The organism is Bradyrhizobium sp. SZCCT0153 (genome assembly GCF_018129995.1).
Taxonomy (GTDB): Bacteria; Pseudomonadota; Alphaproteobacteria; order Rhizobiales; family Xanthobacteraceae; genus Bradyrhizobium; species Bradyrhizobium japonicum_G.
The window spans coordinates 336,550-350,093 of the sequence record NZ_JAFCKS010000006.1; the positions used below are offsets into that span (position 1 = coordinate 336,550).

The window sequence follows — 13,544 nt, forward strand, 5'->3', positions numbered from 1 at the left end:
CCGGCGCTCAGGAGCAGGGGTAAATTTCCGGTTAACGGGCGCGGCGTCTCACGACATCGTCAATGCGCGCCGCTCAGAGGGAGCCGAGCAGCACCAGCAGGGCCAACAGGCCGACGGCCATCAGGAGCTTGATCGCCGTCGCGGTCAGGCTGCCGGATCTGATCCGGAATCCGAACCACGGCAATGCGTGCCGCATCGCGAGCGCCGCGAATGCTTCGACGACGGCGAACACGACGGCGATGCCGGCAATGGTGGACCAGGATGTGTCCGGCGGCATCCATGCCGCGAGCCAGGCGGGGACGGCGTTTCTCGACGACGCCAGCAGCGCGAACCATCCGAACAGCGATACGAAGCCCTTGACGATGTCGGGGCCGATCGTATCGGGCTCGAACCGGATACCGATCGTCGCGAGCGCGGCTTCGATGCGCGCGCCGTCGGTCAGGAACAGAAACGCGCCGAGATAGAGCGGAATGCGCGACTGGACGAGCAGGGCGATGATGCCGAACAGAACCATGTAACCGAAGGCATCGCCGAGAATGTCCTTGCCGTTCTTGCGCAATGGCTCGGGCACGGTTGCGGCCTGGGGCTGCGGGACCGACCTGGCGCGCGCCATGTGCGCCAGCATTCCGGCACGGCGCTCCGGCGCAGATGGCGTCGTGCGGTGCATCCATTGCGGCGGCGCCGGCGCGGCTGTGCCGGACGGACCGCCCGAAGGGGGTTTGAGCTGCGCCATGGGGCCTGCACCGGTTGCGTCAGGCATTGGTCGGCGGTCAGGGGCGGGGAGGTTCATGCGGGGGCGCGGAATTCCGCCCGCGAGTTGTCGCGGATGGCGCTCCCTAGCGGAATCGAACCGCTCTCTCCACCGTGAAAGAGATGAGAACGGGTCCATGGGCATCCATCTCCATCCAAATAGCCGAATTTAATCAACAGATACTGCTACATAGGACCACCCCAGTCCATTGACGTCCAGCCATGGATATTGGACAAGTGTTGGACACGACGCGTTTTCAACCTTGCCAAGGTGGCGATGATGGCCCGCACAGTCCGCGATGCAAACCTCGAAAAGAGAGAAGCCCGCCGGCGGCTCCTGGCCCGCGGCAAGCCCTATTACCGAGTGATGGAGGAGGGCGTTCACCTCGGCTACAGGCGGCTCAAGACCGGTGCCGGCAACTGGGTGGTGCGCAGCTACGTGGGCGATCAGAGATACGAGGTCGAGACGATCGGCCCTGCCGACGATCTCTCCGACGCCGACGGCGTCAAGATCCTGAGCTTCTCACAGGCGCAGGGGAAGGCGCGGGAGCTCATGGTGGAGCGCGCCAACAAGGCGGCCGGCAAGGCAGGTCCGCTCACCGTCAAGGCAGCCGTCGACGCCTACATCGAGTTCCTGGAGGCTAAACGGAAGTCGGCCGATTTCAGCCGGTATGCTGCCGACGCGTTCATCCTGCCGGTGCTTGGCGAGACCGAAGTCGAGGACCTGACCAAGGACCAGATCGAGAGCTGGCACCATGACCTTGCCAAGGCTGGCGCGCGCATCCGCGTGAACAAGGGCGAGGAGCAACGGTTCAAGGAGATCGCCGACCCCGAGGAACACCAACGCCGGCGCAAGTCGTCCGCCAACCGCATTTTAACGGTGCTCAAGGGCGCGCTGAACAGGGTATGGCATGACAGGAAGGTGTCGACCGACACAGCCTGGCGGGCCGTGGAGCCATTCAAGGGCGTTGATGCCGCGCGCGTGCGGTATCTCGAGCTCGCCGAAGCGACTCGGCTGCTCAATACCTCCGACCAAGACTTCCGTCGGCTCGCGCGCGGCGCCCTTGAGACGGGGGCCCGGTATGGTGAGCTGACCCGGCTCAAGGTTGTCGACTTCAGCCACAACTCGGGAACGGTCTCGATCCGGAAATCGAAGTCGAGCAAGTCACGCCATATCCACCTGACCGAGGACGGCGTCGCGTTTTTCCGATCGATCACCGCCGGCCGGGCAGGCACCGCCTTCCTGTTCCTCAAGGACAACGGTGAACCCTGGAAGAAGGATCACCAGAAGGCCCCCATGCGCGAGGCTTGCGAGCGGGCGAAGATCGAGCCGCCGATGGGCTTCCACGGATTGCGTCACACCTGGGCTTCCCATGCCGTCATGAACGCGGTGCCGTTGATGGTGGTGGCCAAGAACATGGGCCATGGCGACACCAGGATGGTGGAAAAGCACTACGGGCATCTGGCGCCCAGCTATGTGGCGGATGCGATCAGGGCAGGGGCGCCTCGGTTTACGCAGGTAGACGACAGCAACGTCCGATCACTATGAACCTTACGAAATAAGGCCTTTCTGATCTGTGCCAGCCCGGCTGGCTGACCCATCTTGCCCGGCTAGCTCGCACGATAGAGCCTATAAAAGGCGACGTTTCCGGTAACTCCGCGATCATCTGTTTTCGAACCGAAATTCAAGAAGTGCCTGTCATTGGCCCACTTCTTTGATTTACTGCGCGAGTGCGTTGCCGCTTCGTCTGACTGGTCCATGCTCGTCCAAGGACAAACAAGTCACCTTGGATGGAAAATATGGACACCACCGTTCACGCCGGCCTGAAGCGTTCCTTTCGCGTCGACGAGTTTGCCGCGCGCAATTCGATCTCGCGGGCTCAGGTCTACGTCGAGATGAAGGAAGGCCGTCTCAACGCGCGGAAGGTCGGCAGCGCCACGCTGATCACGATCGAGGACGAAACTGCTTGGTTGGCCGCTCTGCCGGCGATGAAGCCGAGTGCCGCATAATGAAGGCCGCCCGGTTCAACACCAGGCGGCCTCGGCAGGCGATCTCGGAAGGTAGTCTCGGCAGACACCTCGATATCGCGGTCGATCCAGCCTTCGCAACGCACGCCGGCGATCCTCTCGCCGAGGAAATCGTGGTGGCCCAATTTTGGAAGGGGCGCCAACGGAGCAACCATATCCGCATCTGCCTCAAGCGGTTCGAAGGACGCGCCATCGTCGACGTGCGGCAGTTCTTCGTCACCGGCGCGGGCCGCAGCCAGCCGACCATGCGTGGGGTTGCGCTCAGCATCGAGAAGCTCCCCGATCTGCTGAAGGCCATCGAGAAGGCCTACACCAAGGCGCTCGAGCTCGACTTGATCGAGGTGGCGTCGTGAACGCGCCGCTCCGATGTCCGGCCCCCGCGCTCGGGGATCTCGACGACTTCGTCGAGTGCTGCGCCGATCATGCGTGGTATCATGCCGAGGGCTGGATCTCGCTCCAGTTCGCCGCGGACAATCTGCAGGCGCTGGCCGAGCGTTGGGGGCTCGTCGACGAGCACGGCCAGGACGAGGTGCAGCGTTGCATGAGCGAAGCGTTCATGCCGTTGCCCGAGCTGCCGTCGGACTATGCCGCGCAGCTGGTGCGCCAGTGGGAGCTCGACGACCCGCGCGATCGCTGGCGATGGACTGGCGAAATGCAGCCAGCGCCCCAGGCCGAGCCGAAGCAGGTCCGCGCCTACAAGCCTGCAGACAGCACCATCGACGCTTTTGCCTACGTCGTCCGGCTCGGAGATCCTGCGTATCTCGCCACATGGCTGGCGTCTCACCCGGCCGACGCGCCGCATCTCATGAGATTGTACGAGGCAAAGCATGCTCTCGCCTGAACAGGTTAGGCAGGCCTACGCTGATGCAGGTTTTACGCAGGGCGAGCCGCCGCCAGACGATGCCCCCCCGCACGAGTCCTATCCCGACGCCGCCGAGGGTGAACCGGTGCTCGACATCCAGCAGCCGCGGGCCGCAGTTCTCGGTGAGTGGGACGCTGGGGACTTCACCGATATGCCGCTGCCGCGGGAATGGCTGCTCGGCAACCAGTTCTGCCGTCGCTTTCTGTCCGGCCTGCTGGCGCCCGGCGCCACCGGCAAGACGGCCCTGCGGACGCTCCAGTACCTCGCGCTGGCCACCGGCCGGCCGCTGACCGGGCAGCACGTATTCAAGCGCTGCCGGGTGTTGCTGCTCAGCATGGAGGACGACGACAACGAGCTTCGCCGCCGGCTGGCCGCCGCGCGCATTCATCACGGCATATCGCCCGACGACCTGAAGGGCTGGCTTTTCTGCGCCACTCCGAAGGGCATCAGGCTCGCCGACATGAAGGAGGGCGGGATGGTCCGCGGTCCGCTCGAGGCCATGCTGCGCCAGGTTATCTCTGAGCGGCAGATCGACCTCGTGGGGCTCGACCCGTTCGTTAAACTCCACGGCATGGACGAGAACAGCAACAGCGCCATGAACTTCGTCAGCGAGATCCTCGTGAAACTGGCCATCGACCTGAACATCGCGGTCGACGTTCCCCACCACACGAAGAAGGGGCTGCAGACCGCCGGCGATGCCGACGCCGGCCGTGGCGCCAGCGCCGCCCGAGACGCGGGGCGGCTGATGTACACGCTGACCCGGATGAGTGATCAGGAGGGCGAGACGTTCGGCATCGCAGCCGAGGAGCGCCGCCTGTTCGTCCGCCTGGACAGCTCCAAGGTGAACATCGCGCCGCCGTCGGGCGAGGCCACATGGTTCAAGCTGGTCGGTGTCCGGCTCGAGAACGGCACCCCGGACTATCCACAGGGTGACGAGGTGCAGACCGTGATCCCATGGCACCCGCCGAAGACGTGGGACGGCATCAGCGCCGCCCAGCTCAACGCCGCCCTGGACGAGATTGAGGCCGGCCTGCCGAACGGCCAGCGCTATTCCACCGCCCCCAGGGCCGGCGACCGCTCAGCGTGGCCGGTGGTGCAGAAGCATTGTCCGGACCGCACGGAGGGCCAGTGCAGAGCCATTTTGAGCACCTGGACGAAGAACGGTGTGATCTACGCCGAGGAGTACGACGACGCCGTCGAACGCAAGCCTCGCAAGGGCCTTCGCGTGTGTCACGGAAAGCGCCCGTCATAACATGCGCCATCACCCCGTTTTCAATGGAGCATCAATGGAGCAAACTCATCTGCTCCACCATTGGAATTTCCCTAGGGCTAGGGCTGGCGCAAAACCGCGCGCCATTGCCACACTGCGCTGTGGCGCACTGATGGCGCGGCAGGCCTCGCGCGCATCCCCCAGCAACCCGCTCTGCGCCACCGGCGCTCTGCCTTCGGCGACGCTTGGAGGCGCACGCTGGACAGCATGCCAAGCAGGTCACGAAAAGGGGTGTGGCAGGTGTCGTGAGCCCGCAAGAGGCAATGCAGAAGTTTGCAGGGCCGCGGCTGCAAACCGTCGCGACGGGGCAGGGTGTGTGCTCGCGTCATTGGACACCGGCCTGGCGCCGTCGAAACGTCGAGTGAGCACGATCGCCACCGACACAAGGTGGAGAGCATGGACGCGCTTGGACGCATAAAGACGTAAATTGCAGGCCTATTTGCAATCGACGAGCAAATCAGGTCCAACATCTGGCCAATAAGCGGCCTCGTCGGAAGGGTTTTCGCGCGCGATGCTAACCACATCTTCAGCTCTGGACCGATCAGTTGGAGCGCTGGCGACTGTGCGCCATGCCACCGCCTGCCCTCGCTATTGCAGGCCCCGCCGGCGGGGCGGTGGCAGGGAAAATCTGCGTCCGCCGAATAGCAGTGGTCTTCGCCACTCTCGCTTTCGTTCTCAATCACCCGACGCCAAGCCGATTTTTTATTCCGCCTGAAATGCCGACCGCGAACTCAGGAGCGCACCATGCCGAAATCGTCTGGTGAGTCGATGAAAGTCACCCGCCATCCCGACCCGCCGGCACCGAAGTCTCGGCCGATCATGAAGTTTGCGTGTCCGCAGCCCGGACCGCACCATGAGCCGGCAAGCGCAACGCCTCCCAAGGCCTCGAACGAACTGGCTGCCGAGGCGGTTCGCAAAGCCTCGAGCCCGGGCCGCATAGACCCTCGTCAGATGCGGTCCTGACCATGGCGAAGATCGTGATTGATCTGGATCTGCCGGCGAGCGAGACGCGCGCGATTGAGCTGCACCATGCCGAGACAGCGATGCGCTTGGCGATACAGGAAATGAAATCAGCTGGCGGCCACAAGCACGGCAAGCTCGTCGACATCACCGTTCCGAGCTCATGCCCAGGAGGCGATCGCGTGTTGCTTGGGACTTGGCGTTACGAACCTTCAGCGGAGAGGTGACGATGGCCAATTTGAGCAGACTAGTTTCCGCCCTAGCGCTCTGCGCAGCCTGCCCAGCGATGGCGCAGACCCCGCCATACACCTATCCGCTGACCATCGGGACTTCGTCGACTTCGATCCTGATTGCCAATCCAACACGAAAGCGGGTGATTTTCCACAACCCGAACGACACCGCCAAGGTCGCGGTCTGCCCCGTGGGTCCTTCGCGCAGCAACGGCGCTGCGGTCACTGCGGCGATCAACGGACCGGGCTGCATTACCATCCTGCCTTACGACCGCGTGGACGTCCCGGGCCCATCCACCGGCGGCGCACAGCTCGCGATGCCGTCGGCATGGATCGGCATCGCCAGCGCGGGCGGCTCGGCGCTCACAATTTTCGAGTTTGAATAGGGAAACCGCAAAATGACCAGCACTGCCACGATCTACAGCCCCACCGGCGAATGCCGTACATTGGAAGCCAATGCTGCGGCGAGCGAGGTGCGGAAGGATCCGCGCGAGTGGAGTTTCACGAAGCCCGCGCCGGTTGGGTGGGATCGTGAGACGCCGCGCTACCGCGTCACCATTCAGGGCGGCGTCTACCCATCGCCGAACAGCCGCTTTCGCTTTGAGCCGCCGTTTGCAAGCTGCTCGGACAACAGCGTTTGGCAATATGCGGCCCGTCCGCACAATCAGGGGGAGATCATCGAAACCCGCGAGTGGCCGCACGCCTCGTTTTGCGCGCTCAATTATGCGGCCGAGAAGGTGCTCGACTATTTCAGAAACCACTCCAAGTCGCGATTGCCGCGGTCGCCATGGCAGGACGGTCGCGTCCGGCTCAGTGACGGCCTGAGTGGATCGGGTATCCAGCCGATCGAGGTGAGGCCCGAGAAGTTCGACGCACGGCCGTCAGCCGTCGCCACCGGCTTTCAGCCGAGCCGGAAAATCTCGGCCGCTTGAGGATCGCTTTCGATGAGCGTTGCGCGCCCAGTCGATGGGTATCAGGGTTTGGTCGAGGCCTGCCGCGCGCGGGCACTGGAGCTGGAAATCAGCCGCATCGAGATTGATCGATTGGGCGGCTTGACGCCTGGCTATGCCGGCAAGCTCCTCGGAAATGGACACAGCAAGAGGATCTGGCCAGTAGGCTTTGAAACGCTATTGGAAGTCCTGGGGATGCAGGTGCTGCTTATTGAGAATCCAGCCACCACTGCGAAGACGCTCGCTCGTCGTGAACCGGTCAATCGCGCACAGCAGCGCTTCGCCAACAACAGCAATTCCCCGAAGCAAATCGCTGCACGAAAGCCGACCGCCGCAACCCACCAAAACAAGACGCCTCCGGAATCACACGCCCATCTCCGCGTGGTCCAGATGAAGCGTCGAGGAGGCAAGTGTAGTGGCTGAACTCGCGACGACCAATCGGCCCAAGCCGATCTCGCTCAAGGTACGTGAGGCGATTGCCAGCATGGTGACCGGCGATACCAAGAACATCACGGCCGCCGCGGCGAAAGTTGGGCTGAGCCGCGAACACCTCAGCCGCGAGCTGAGCAAGCCGCATATCGCCGAATATTTGAACCAGAAGGTGCGCCGTCATCTAGCGGTGGCGACAACGCGGGCCGGCGCCGTCAAGGCCGAGTTGCTCGACTCCGATAACGCGATGGTCCAGGACCGTGCTTCGACCTTCATCCTGGGGCTGGCCGGGATCCAGCCGGCCAGCCAGCCCAGCGTCAACCTCAACATCGAGGTGAAGGCCGGGTACGTCATCGACCTCCGTGATGACAACGAAATCCCGGCTAAGGTCATCGACCATGTCTGAAAAGCCCAAGCCCATCTCGGCGAAGGTCCGGGCCGCCATCGACGCCATGGTGGCGGGCGATGCAAGGACCATCACCGACGCGGCGGCCGTGGCCGGGGTCAGCCGCGAGTACCTGTCCCGCGAGCTCTCCAAGCCACATATTACCGAGCACCTGCGCCAGAAGATCAGGCGCTCGCTCGCCGTCGGCGCCGCCCGGGCCGGCGCAACGAAACTGGCGCTGCTCGACAGCCCAAACGAGATGGTCCGCGACCGCGCCTCGAGCTTCGTCCTGGGCCTGATCGGCGTCGTGCCCGAGGCGGCATCAGCAGCACCTCCCGGCACCGCGTCGCTAGGCGTGGTCATCCAGATCATTAGTCATGATCCAAGGCCGCCCGTGATCGACGCCTCGCCCGCGCAGATCGAGATCATCAGACCGTAAGCTGGCTGGGGCTGGCCGGCCCCGGAGCCGGTGCAGCAGATCGAGCGCGAACCGATCGAGGCCGTGACGCAGAAGGGGGCGCCGCATGACGGGCCATTGGCCCGGGCTATTGCGCCAGTCCCCTCCGTCACGCAGATGAAACAGGGCGCGCTGGCGCGGATCAATGTCTCGCGCAAGGCGTTAATTCCGTGTTAACTTGCAATCTTGTGTCGTAGAAGCGGCGAGGATGCCCCGATTCGCTCTCACGGAGCTCAATGATGACCAGAAGTGAGATTCTGCTAGCGGGCCTCGCGGCAGGTGGCGAGAACGCCACGTACACGCCTGTCCAAGTCCAGAAGCTATTTTTTCTTTTGGACCGCGAGGCATCTGCAGCGTTAGGCGGTCCACATTTCAAGTTTGTACCCTACGACTATGGTCCATTCGATCAGTCCGTTTATGCCGGCTTGGACGATCTTGCTCGACGGGATTTGGCCCTCGTGCAGAACACGGGTCGTTATCGGGTCTATGGACTGACCCAAGCCGGGCAAGCTGAGGGACGTCGTGCGTTGGAAGCGCTGGCGCCGGCCGCCAGAGACTACGTTGCGAACGTGGCTCGCTGGGTTAGGCAGTTGTCTTTCCAGCAGCTCGTCGCGTCGATCTACAATAAGTACCCCGACATGAAGGCAAATAGCGTCTTTCGGGGATGACCGTCATCGTTGCATTCCATTGTTCGGATGGCGTTGTGATCGCTGCCGACAGCATGCTCACGCCGAGCATGGGCAGTATTGCAGTCGGTCATCATCACGGCCGAAAGATCAGCGTGCTCGCCGGCCCCCAGCTATTTGCCTTTGCAGGCGACCAGGGCCAGAGTGCTCGCTTTAAGATTATCGCAGAGACCTCTCACGCCCAGATTCCGGCGCAGGCCCATGCTATCAACCATCCACTGTGGTTAAGCGCGACAGTAATTCAGCAATTCCAATCTACCGGAATCGGCGGTGCGATAAATGTGAATACCGTGCTTGCCTACGGTCACGGAGGCGAATCCCAATGTTGCATTTTTGAAGGCCCGCTGCAGCCCCGCTTACTCGACGAGCATCATTACTACGCTGCGCTCGGATCCGGCAAACTGTCAGCTGATCCGTTCCTTCGCTTTCTAGCAGATACCTTCTGTCAAAACGGTCGACCAACGCTGCGCGAGGCGATCTTCCTAGCAGCTTGGACTGTTCAGCACGTAATCAACACTAACCCGGGCGGGGTGGCTGGTCCGATTAGAATTGCAACCCTTCAGGTCGATGATGGCGGGAACATCGACGCGAGAGAATTGCCCGATGATGAAATATCCGAACATCAGCAAGCTATAGACAGTGCGGCCGATGCGCTGCGCGCGTGGCGCGACGGAATCCAGTCCGGTGGCGCAGCGGATGACGCGCCTGAGCCGCCAGTACCTCCTGAACCGTCTGGGCCGCCGAAGCAGGGTCTTCCGTCGAAAACGTTGAGCTTGAAACCCGAGAGCAAGTATTTCGTGAGTCCGCGTCCGGACGGCGAGTGCAAGGCCTAGGTGGGCTCCGTCATCCATGCGCCCACCTTTTGGTGAGCTTTAATGTACGGACCGAACAGCGTTTTGGCAGTCGCGTAGAACTCGGAGAGTTCCTGCATACGCCGCGTGCGGCCCCTAATCCGATCATTGCGATCGGGATTTCGATCGTCTGCAATGGTCGAGGCGTCGAGTTGAAGGTCAATAATTAGAAGCCGTACCTTCTCGATATACTCTTCCACCTCGGGGCCAAAATAATACGGGACCTTATCGATCGCTGCGACATACTTGAAGTACACCTCGTCGTTCGGCTGTCCAGTTCTAAGGGTCTCGCTCACAACCGCTCGGATCCCTTCAAAAATCGCAATTCGGCGTTCGAAGAGCTCCAGTACAACGCGTTCGTTTTGAGTTCTCCAATTTCGCTTTGCGACCTGGGCCTGAATGCGGGCTGAGTCCGCTTGAGATTTGCCTAGGCGATACGCGACGAAGCCAGCGGCGCCTGCAGCTATGACGGTAGCGACTGGGCCAGAAAAATCCTTCAGCAGGTCGTAAAGCATTCAGCGCGCCTCTGTTCGGTCCAAACCGTTCAACAACCGAAGAGCGAACGCAAGGGCTCAGTTGCTCCGTTCCGACCTCCAGCCGGTTTCCCGATGTGAAATGGTAGCGGTGATATCGACGTCTCTGCTCGCCGACTGGCGCCAGGCCGCCACCCCGAAGCAGAGGGTCAGCGTCAATGCAGTTGCTAGCAGCAGCACAGACAAGAACTGGCTCACGCGGGCCTCGCAATTGGGAACACCGCGCGACAGCGAGCACAGCCGCCCGATTCGGAAAATGCAGCCGCGCTGACGTAAGCCGGGTTTTCCTCAGGTTGTAGAACGGTGGGTTGACACCTTCGACCTTGGCTTCGTCGGCGACCATCCTCTGGTCGCGGAGCGGGGTCACCCCCAATGCTGTCCTACTAGGAAATGTAGCTTACCCGAGACCGGCTCAATATTTTCAACGCAAGTGACGAAGTATGTGCATGAAAAATTCTTGATCGCGGTTGCATCGAGAAATCGAACCCACATCATTTCCGATTCGAACCGGCGCCGGTGCACTAAATCGGGAACTTGAAAGGAAACGACATTGCTGTCTTCATAGTGAGGTCCATCAGAGCCATGAAATAATGGCCGCGGGAAAGTACCTCCTCCTAATCTTGGATACTCAGGCGGATCTCCTCGTTCGAAAACCTCGATGAAGTCTGGAAAGCCTGTCAATTCGATTTGGACATTTTTGGCAATCGCGGTTCCGACATTCTCGAGACGAATAGCAAACGGCGTTGCCAACAGCGCCTTCTCTTTCCATTTCTCGAAATTGTCGATGTAGTCATTGTACAGGAATCCAGCAGTCATGAAGTCCGAAGCGTAAGGAAATTCTTGCTCGATCTGCTTCTTCAAGCAAAGCAGCTCTAACGTTGCATTGCCGTCGAAGAAGGTTAAACGGAGATCCGGCTGACGATTTGCGAAGCGCGCCGCCGCCGCTCTCAACCGTGCATTTTCCCTCTCTACTTCGTCCGGTTCTTCCGGCAGCAGCAACTCGTCAGGCGGCACTATCGCAGGGATGTCGTGGGCGGGCAGCTTGATGCGAAGGCCCGCGTCGGCCGTAAGCAAGGCGACGTTGCAGCCATGTTCGAGCCGATATTCGATGGCTGCCGCTATGAGTTCGTCGTCATTGATTTCGCGAGACAGTCGGTGATCGGCGAATTTGATCAGTGGGGAATGGCGAATGAATGCCATTACCACCCCAGGCCTTATTTCTTCCAGCTTGAGAGAATCAAACATTGGCGCAAGCCAAGAAATTGCTTGTTTCGCCCGTTCCCTCAGCTTCCGAGATGGATTCTTGACTTTCTGCTCTTCCAGCTCACGCAAAAGCACGGGAGTAATCAGCAAAGCAACTGACTTGCTCTTCAAAATGTCGGGCCAATCAACCTGATCCGGCCTCTTAAAGTGCATTAGATAATTCGCATCAATGATCAAATGCGCCGTTTCGTTGGTCATGCGGTCTAGCTTCTTTTGGATTTCAAACCGATCTCGACCAGCCTGCGGATGGCTTCGGAACGAGAAGGCGCGTCGGCCTGCGCGCTTGCCCATTTGTCGACTGCAGCGCCGACCTCGGGCGCCAGTCGAACCGCTGAGACCGGATAGACCCCGCCTGCCTTCTTCGGCCGCCCACGCGATTTTGTGTTTACGGAAATTGATTTCTTCATATTTTCAGTTTACAGAAAATCGAGCCGAAACGGAAGTTGCAATTCCGCTCGGCTCTAACCTCGATCACAGAAGGGTATTCAAGATGACCGAAGCTAACAGCGTGCATAGCACGCCACCCCTAAACACGTCTGTACGTCCGTTGAGCGGGCTGGCTGACCAACGGCGGCGATTCCTCCTGCAAGCCGCTGGCGTGGCCGTTGGTAGCGCCGCGCTCGGCCCTGCGCTGCCCCTGCCGGCCCCTGCGATCGGGGCGGCTGCCGATCCCGTCTTCGCGGCGATCGAGCGCTATAACGTGCTTTCCTCCGAATACACTGTCGCCGTGGATAGGCGGGCCCCTTTGGAGCAGGACGATCCCGACCTTTGGGAAACTGAGGCGGAAACCGCACGGACGTGTTCCGCGCTGTTTGAGCAAATGGACCTCCTTTTCAGCTACCGGCCGACAACGATTGCCGGCGTGGCGGCCTTGCTGAAATACATTTCGACGTTGGAAGAATGGCAGATGCCTCCAGGGCTGGAAGATGGTGATGGCAAGAAGGCCGCCCAAAGGCTTTGCACCTGCCTTGCCGCGGCGCTCGAGCAAAGCGGAGCGGCGGCATGAGCAACATCATTGACTTGTCGGCGATGCGAGCCTCGCGCGTGCTGCCTCCCCAAATCGTGGCCGAAGTCGAGATGCCGCCCAAGCTGATGCGACAACAATTGCGCTGGCAGCAAGAGCCGCCGCAGACCGAGACCGCCAAAAACACGCGTTTGCGGCATCAGCGCCGCGACGCTTGGTATGCAGCCGAGGCGCGGACGCGGTATTGGTCTGCCCGGATGAAGCTGCACAGCGCGATCGAGAGCGCAAGCCGATGGGAAGCCTTTCCTAAGGGCGCGCTGGAAGAGCAGGACTACGATAGGGACGGTTGGATATTGTTGGTCCGGACCTTCAGGTCCGCGCTTGCGAAACAGCTGCTGACCCCAGCTTGGCGAGCAGCCGACGTCACATGGAAGCAAAAGGTGCTGGCAGCCGGCCAGCACAAATACACAGACGTCACGGACGACCAGATCGAAAGCGCGATCCAGCGGGAATCGAGTTTTTGGCCGCTCATCCTAGGCGCCGCAAGCGCGAGGAGGCATCGGTATGAAGCGCCGGCGCCGAATGACAGGAAGCGCGACCGGCAGCGACTGATGACGCACCGACGGCGACTGAGACGGTGACAGCAAAAGGCCCGCCGGTCATCTGGCGGGCCTAGCACTCCCCACCGCCCTGATCCGCAATTGGATCGGCAGCCGGGAGCATTGGGGGCTGGAAGAGCGAGCTGTGCCATGTTCGGCCGTTAATGACAACGAATGGAACATCGGACTCTAGTAGTTATACGGAGTCCTTATTCGGAACGGGGTGTTCTACTGTGAGAACACCGGCGAGATTTAAGCAGCAATCAATTTCAAGTTGCCCGGGATGGGCCGCAGTGGGGCTGGAACCGCGCTGCGGCTTTTCCCGTT

The 13,544-nt window shown here is 61.4% G+C and carries 18 protein-coding genes; 15 read left to right on the forward strand and 3 right to left on the reverse strand.

Going from position 1 to position 13,544, the window contains the following annotated elements:
• Positions 1-73: 73 nt before the first annotated feature.
• Positions 74-733, reverse strand: a complete 660-nt coding sequence (locus JQ572_RS26115; protein ID WP_211385702.1) for a hypothetical protein — start codon at positions 731-733, stop codon at positions 74-76.
• 297 nt (positions 734-1,030) lie between these two features.
• On the opposite strand from JQ572_RS26115, the gene JQ572_RS26120 reads away from it, so the two are divergent.
• The 13 genes from JQ572_RS26120 to JQ572_RS26180 all read left to right on the forward strand — a co-directional run bounded on the left by JQ572_RS26120 (position 1,031) and on the right by JQ572_RS26180 (position 9,840).
• Complete coding sequence (locus tag JQ572_RS26120) at positions 1,031-2,299, forward strand: tyrosine-type recombinase/integrase (RefSeq protein ID WP_211385703.1); 1,269 nt, start codon at positions 1,031-1,033, stop codon at positions 2,297-2,299.
• Positions 2,300-2,550: 251 nt separating this feature from the next.
• Positions 2,551-2,760, forward strand: coding sequence for a DNA-binding protein (locus JQ572_RS26125; RefSeq protein ID WP_211385704.1), 210 nt, complete (start codon positions 2,551-2,553; stop codon positions 2,758-2,760).
• Entirely contained in the window at positions 2,760-3,131 is a 372-nt protein-coding gene (locus tag JQ572_RS26130) for a transcriptional coactivator p15/PC4 family protein (RefSeq protein ID WP_211385705.1), read from the forward strand. The genes JQ572_RS26125 and JQ572_RS26130 overlap by 1 nt, the downstream gene beginning before the upstream one ends.
• On the forward strand, positions 3,128-3,619 hold the full coding sequence (locus JQ572_RS26135; RefSeq protein WP_349643110.1) for a hypothetical protein: 492 nt from the start codon (positions 3,128-3,130) through the stop codon (positions 3,617-3,619). The genes JQ572_RS26130 and JQ572_RS26135 overlap by 4 nt, the downstream gene beginning before the upstream one ends.
• Positions 3,606-4,892, forward strand: coding sequence for an AAA family ATPase (locus JQ572_RS26140; RefSeq protein WP_211385706.1), 1,287 nt, complete (start codon positions 3,606-3,608; stop codon positions 4,890-4,892). The genes JQ572_RS26135 and JQ572_RS26140 overlap by 14 nt, the downstream gene beginning before the upstream one ends.
• A 983-nt stretch (positions 4,893-5,875) precedes the next feature.
• Positions 5,876-6,097: a hypothetical protein gene (locus tag JQ572_RS26145; RefSeq protein WP_211385707.1), complete on the forward strand. Its 222-nt coding sequence runs from the start codon at positions 5,876-5,878 to the stop codon at positions 6,095-6,097.
• A 59-nt stretch (positions 6,098-6,156) separates the two neighbouring features.
• On the forward strand, positions 6,157-6,486 hold the full coding sequence (locus JQ572_RS26150) for a hypothetical protein (protein ID WP_211385708.1): 330 nt from the start codon (positions 6,157-6,159) through the stop codon (positions 6,484-6,486).
• Positions 6,487-6,498: 12 nt separating this feature from the next.
• Positions 6,499-7,032, forward strand: a complete 534-nt coding sequence (locus JQ572_RS26155) for a hypothetical protein (protein WP_211385709.1) — start codon at positions 6,499-6,501, stop codon at positions 7,030-7,032.
• 12 nt (positions 7,033-7,044) lie between these two features.
• Positions 7,045-7,473, forward strand: a complete 429-nt coding sequence (locus JQ572_RS26160; RefSeq protein WP_211385710.1) for a hypothetical protein — start codon at positions 7,045-7,047, stop codon at positions 7,471-7,473.
• Entirely contained in the window at positions 7,466-7,885 is a 420-nt protein-coding gene (locus tag JQ572_RS26165) for a hypothetical protein (protein WP_211385711.1), read from the forward strand. The genes JQ572_RS26160 and JQ572_RS26165 overlap by 8 nt, the downstream gene beginning before the upstream one ends.
• Positions 7,878-8,303 (forward strand): hypothetical protein, encoded by a 426-nt coding sequence (locus JQ572_RS26170; protein WP_211385712.1) that lies wholly within the window; start codon positions 7,878-7,880, stop codon positions 8,301-8,303. Before JQ572_RS26165 ends, JQ572_RS26170 begins: the two co-directional genes overlap by 8 nt.
• Positions 8,304-8,560: 257 nt before the next feature.
• The gene (locus JQ572_RS26175) at positions 8,561-8,989 is read left to right on the forward strand and encodes a hypothetical protein (protein ID WP_211385713.1); all 429 of its coding nucleotides are present in this window, start codon (positions 8,561-8,563) and stop codon (positions 8,987-8,989) included.
• Positions 8,986-9,840 carry an Ntn hydrolase family protein gene (locus JQ572_RS26180; protein ID WP_211385714.1) on the forward strand — a complete coding sequence of 285 codons (855 nt, stop codon included), beginning with the start codon at positions 8,986-8,988 and terminating at the stop codon, positions 9,838-9,840. Before JQ572_RS26175 ends, JQ572_RS26180 begins: the two co-directional genes overlap by 4 nt.
• Here JQ572_RS26180 and JQ572_RS26185 read toward each other — a convergent pair.
• Together JQ572_RS26185 and JQ572_RS26190 are read right to left on the reverse strand one after the other, a co-directional pair.
• Complete coding sequence (locus JQ572_RS26185; protein ID WP_211385715.1) at positions 9,837-10,373, reverse strand: hypothetical protein; 537 nt, start codon at positions 10,371-10,373, stop codon at positions 9,837-9,839. The two genes, JQ572_RS26180 and JQ572_RS26185, sit on opposite strands and share 4 nt — an antisense overlap.
• Positions 10,374-10,754: 381 nt before the next feature.
• The gene (locus JQ572_RS26190; RefSeq protein ID WP_211385716.1) at positions 10,755-11,945 is read right to left on the reverse strand and encodes a PIN domain-containing protein; all 1,191 of its coding nucleotides are present in this window, start codon (positions 11,943-11,945) and stop codon (positions 10,755-10,757) included.
• A gap of 199 nt (positions 11,946-12,144) precedes the next feature.
• On the opposite strand from JQ572_RS26190, the gene JQ572_RS26195 reads away from it, so the two are divergent.
• Complete coding sequence (locus tag JQ572_RS26195; protein WP_211385717.1) at positions 12,145-12,660, forward strand: hypothetical protein; 516 nt, start codon at positions 12,145-12,147, stop codon at positions 12,658-12,660.
• Positions 12,657-13,259 carry a hypothetical protein gene (locus JQ572_RS26200; RefSeq protein WP_211385718.1) on the forward strand — a complete coding sequence of 201 codons (603 nt, stop codon included), beginning with the start codon at positions 12,657-12,659 and terminating at the stop codon, positions 13,257-13,259. Before JQ572_RS26195 ends, JQ572_RS26200 begins: the two co-directional genes overlap by 4 nt.
• Positions 13,260-13,544: the final 285 nt, after the last annotated feature.

Excerpts from the sequence above, each read along its gene's own strand:
- JQ572_RS26190 (WP_211385716.1), bottom strand. The coding sequence starts at position 11,945 with ATGGGCAAGCGCGCAGGCCGACGCGCCTTCTCGTTCCGAAGCCATCCG.
- JQ572_RS26175 (WP_211385713.1), top strand. The coding sequence starts at position 8,561 with ATGACCAGAAGTGAGATTCTGCTAGCGGGCCTCGCGGCAGGTGGCGAG.
- JQ572_RS26130 (WP_211385705.1), top strand. The coding sequence starts at position 2,760 with ATGAAGGCCGCCCGGTTCAACACCAGGCGGCCTCGGCAGGCGATCTCG.
- JQ572_RS26140 (WP_211385706.1), top strand. The coding sequence starts at position 3,606 with ATGCTCTCGCCTGAACAGGTTAGGCAGGCCTACGCTGATGCAGGTTTT.
- JQ572_RS26160 (WP_211385710.1), top strand. The coding sequence starts at position 7,045 with ATGAGCGTTGCGCGCCCAGTCGATGGGTATCAGGGTTTGGTCGAGGCC.
- JQ572_RS26155 (WP_211385709.1), top strand. The coding sequence starts at position 6,499 with ATGACCAGCACTGCCACGATCTACAGCCCCACCGGCGAATGCCGTACA.
- JQ572_RS26150 (WP_211385708.1), top strand. The coding sequence starts at position 6,157 with ATGGCGCAGACCCCGCCATACACCTATCCGCTGACCATCGGGACTTCG.
- JQ572_RS26200 (WP_211385718.1), top strand. The coding sequence starts at position 12,657 with ATGAGCAACATCATTGACTTGTCGGCGATGCGAGCCTCGCGCGTGCTG.
- JQ572_RS26115 (WP_211385702.1), bottom strand. The coding sequence starts at position 733 with ATGGCGCAGCTCAAACCCCCTTCGGGCGGTCCGTCCGGCACAGCCGCG.
- JQ572_RS26185 (WP_211385715.1), bottom strand. The coding sequence starts at position 10,373 with ATGCTTTACGACCTGCTGAAGGATTTTTCTGGCCCAGTCGCTACCGTC.
- JQ572_RS26180 (WP_211385714.1), top strand. The coding sequence starts at position 8,986 with ATGACCGTCATCGTTGCATTCCATTGTTCGGATGGCGTTGTGATCGCT.
- JQ572_RS26125 (WP_211385704.1), top strand. The coding sequence starts at position 2,551 with ATGGACACCACCGTTCACGCCGGCCTGAAGCGTTCCTTTCGCGTCGAC.
- JQ572_RS26120 (WP_211385703.1), top strand. The coding sequence starts at position 1,031 with ATGGCCCGCACAGTCCGCGATGCAAACCTCGAAAAGAGAGAAGCCCGC.
- JQ572_RS26170 (WP_211385712.1), top strand. The coding sequence starts at position 7,878 with ATGTCTGAAAAGCCCAAGCCCATCTCGGCGAAGGTCCGGGCCGCCATC.
- JQ572_RS26195 (WP_211385717.1), top strand. The coding sequence starts at position 12,145 with ATGACCGAAGCTAACAGCGTGCATAGCACGCCACCCCTAAACACGTCT.
- JQ572_RS26145 (WP_211385707.1), top strand. The coding sequence starts at position 5,876 with ATGGCGAAGATCGTGATTGATCTGGATCTGCCGGCGAGCGAGACGCGC.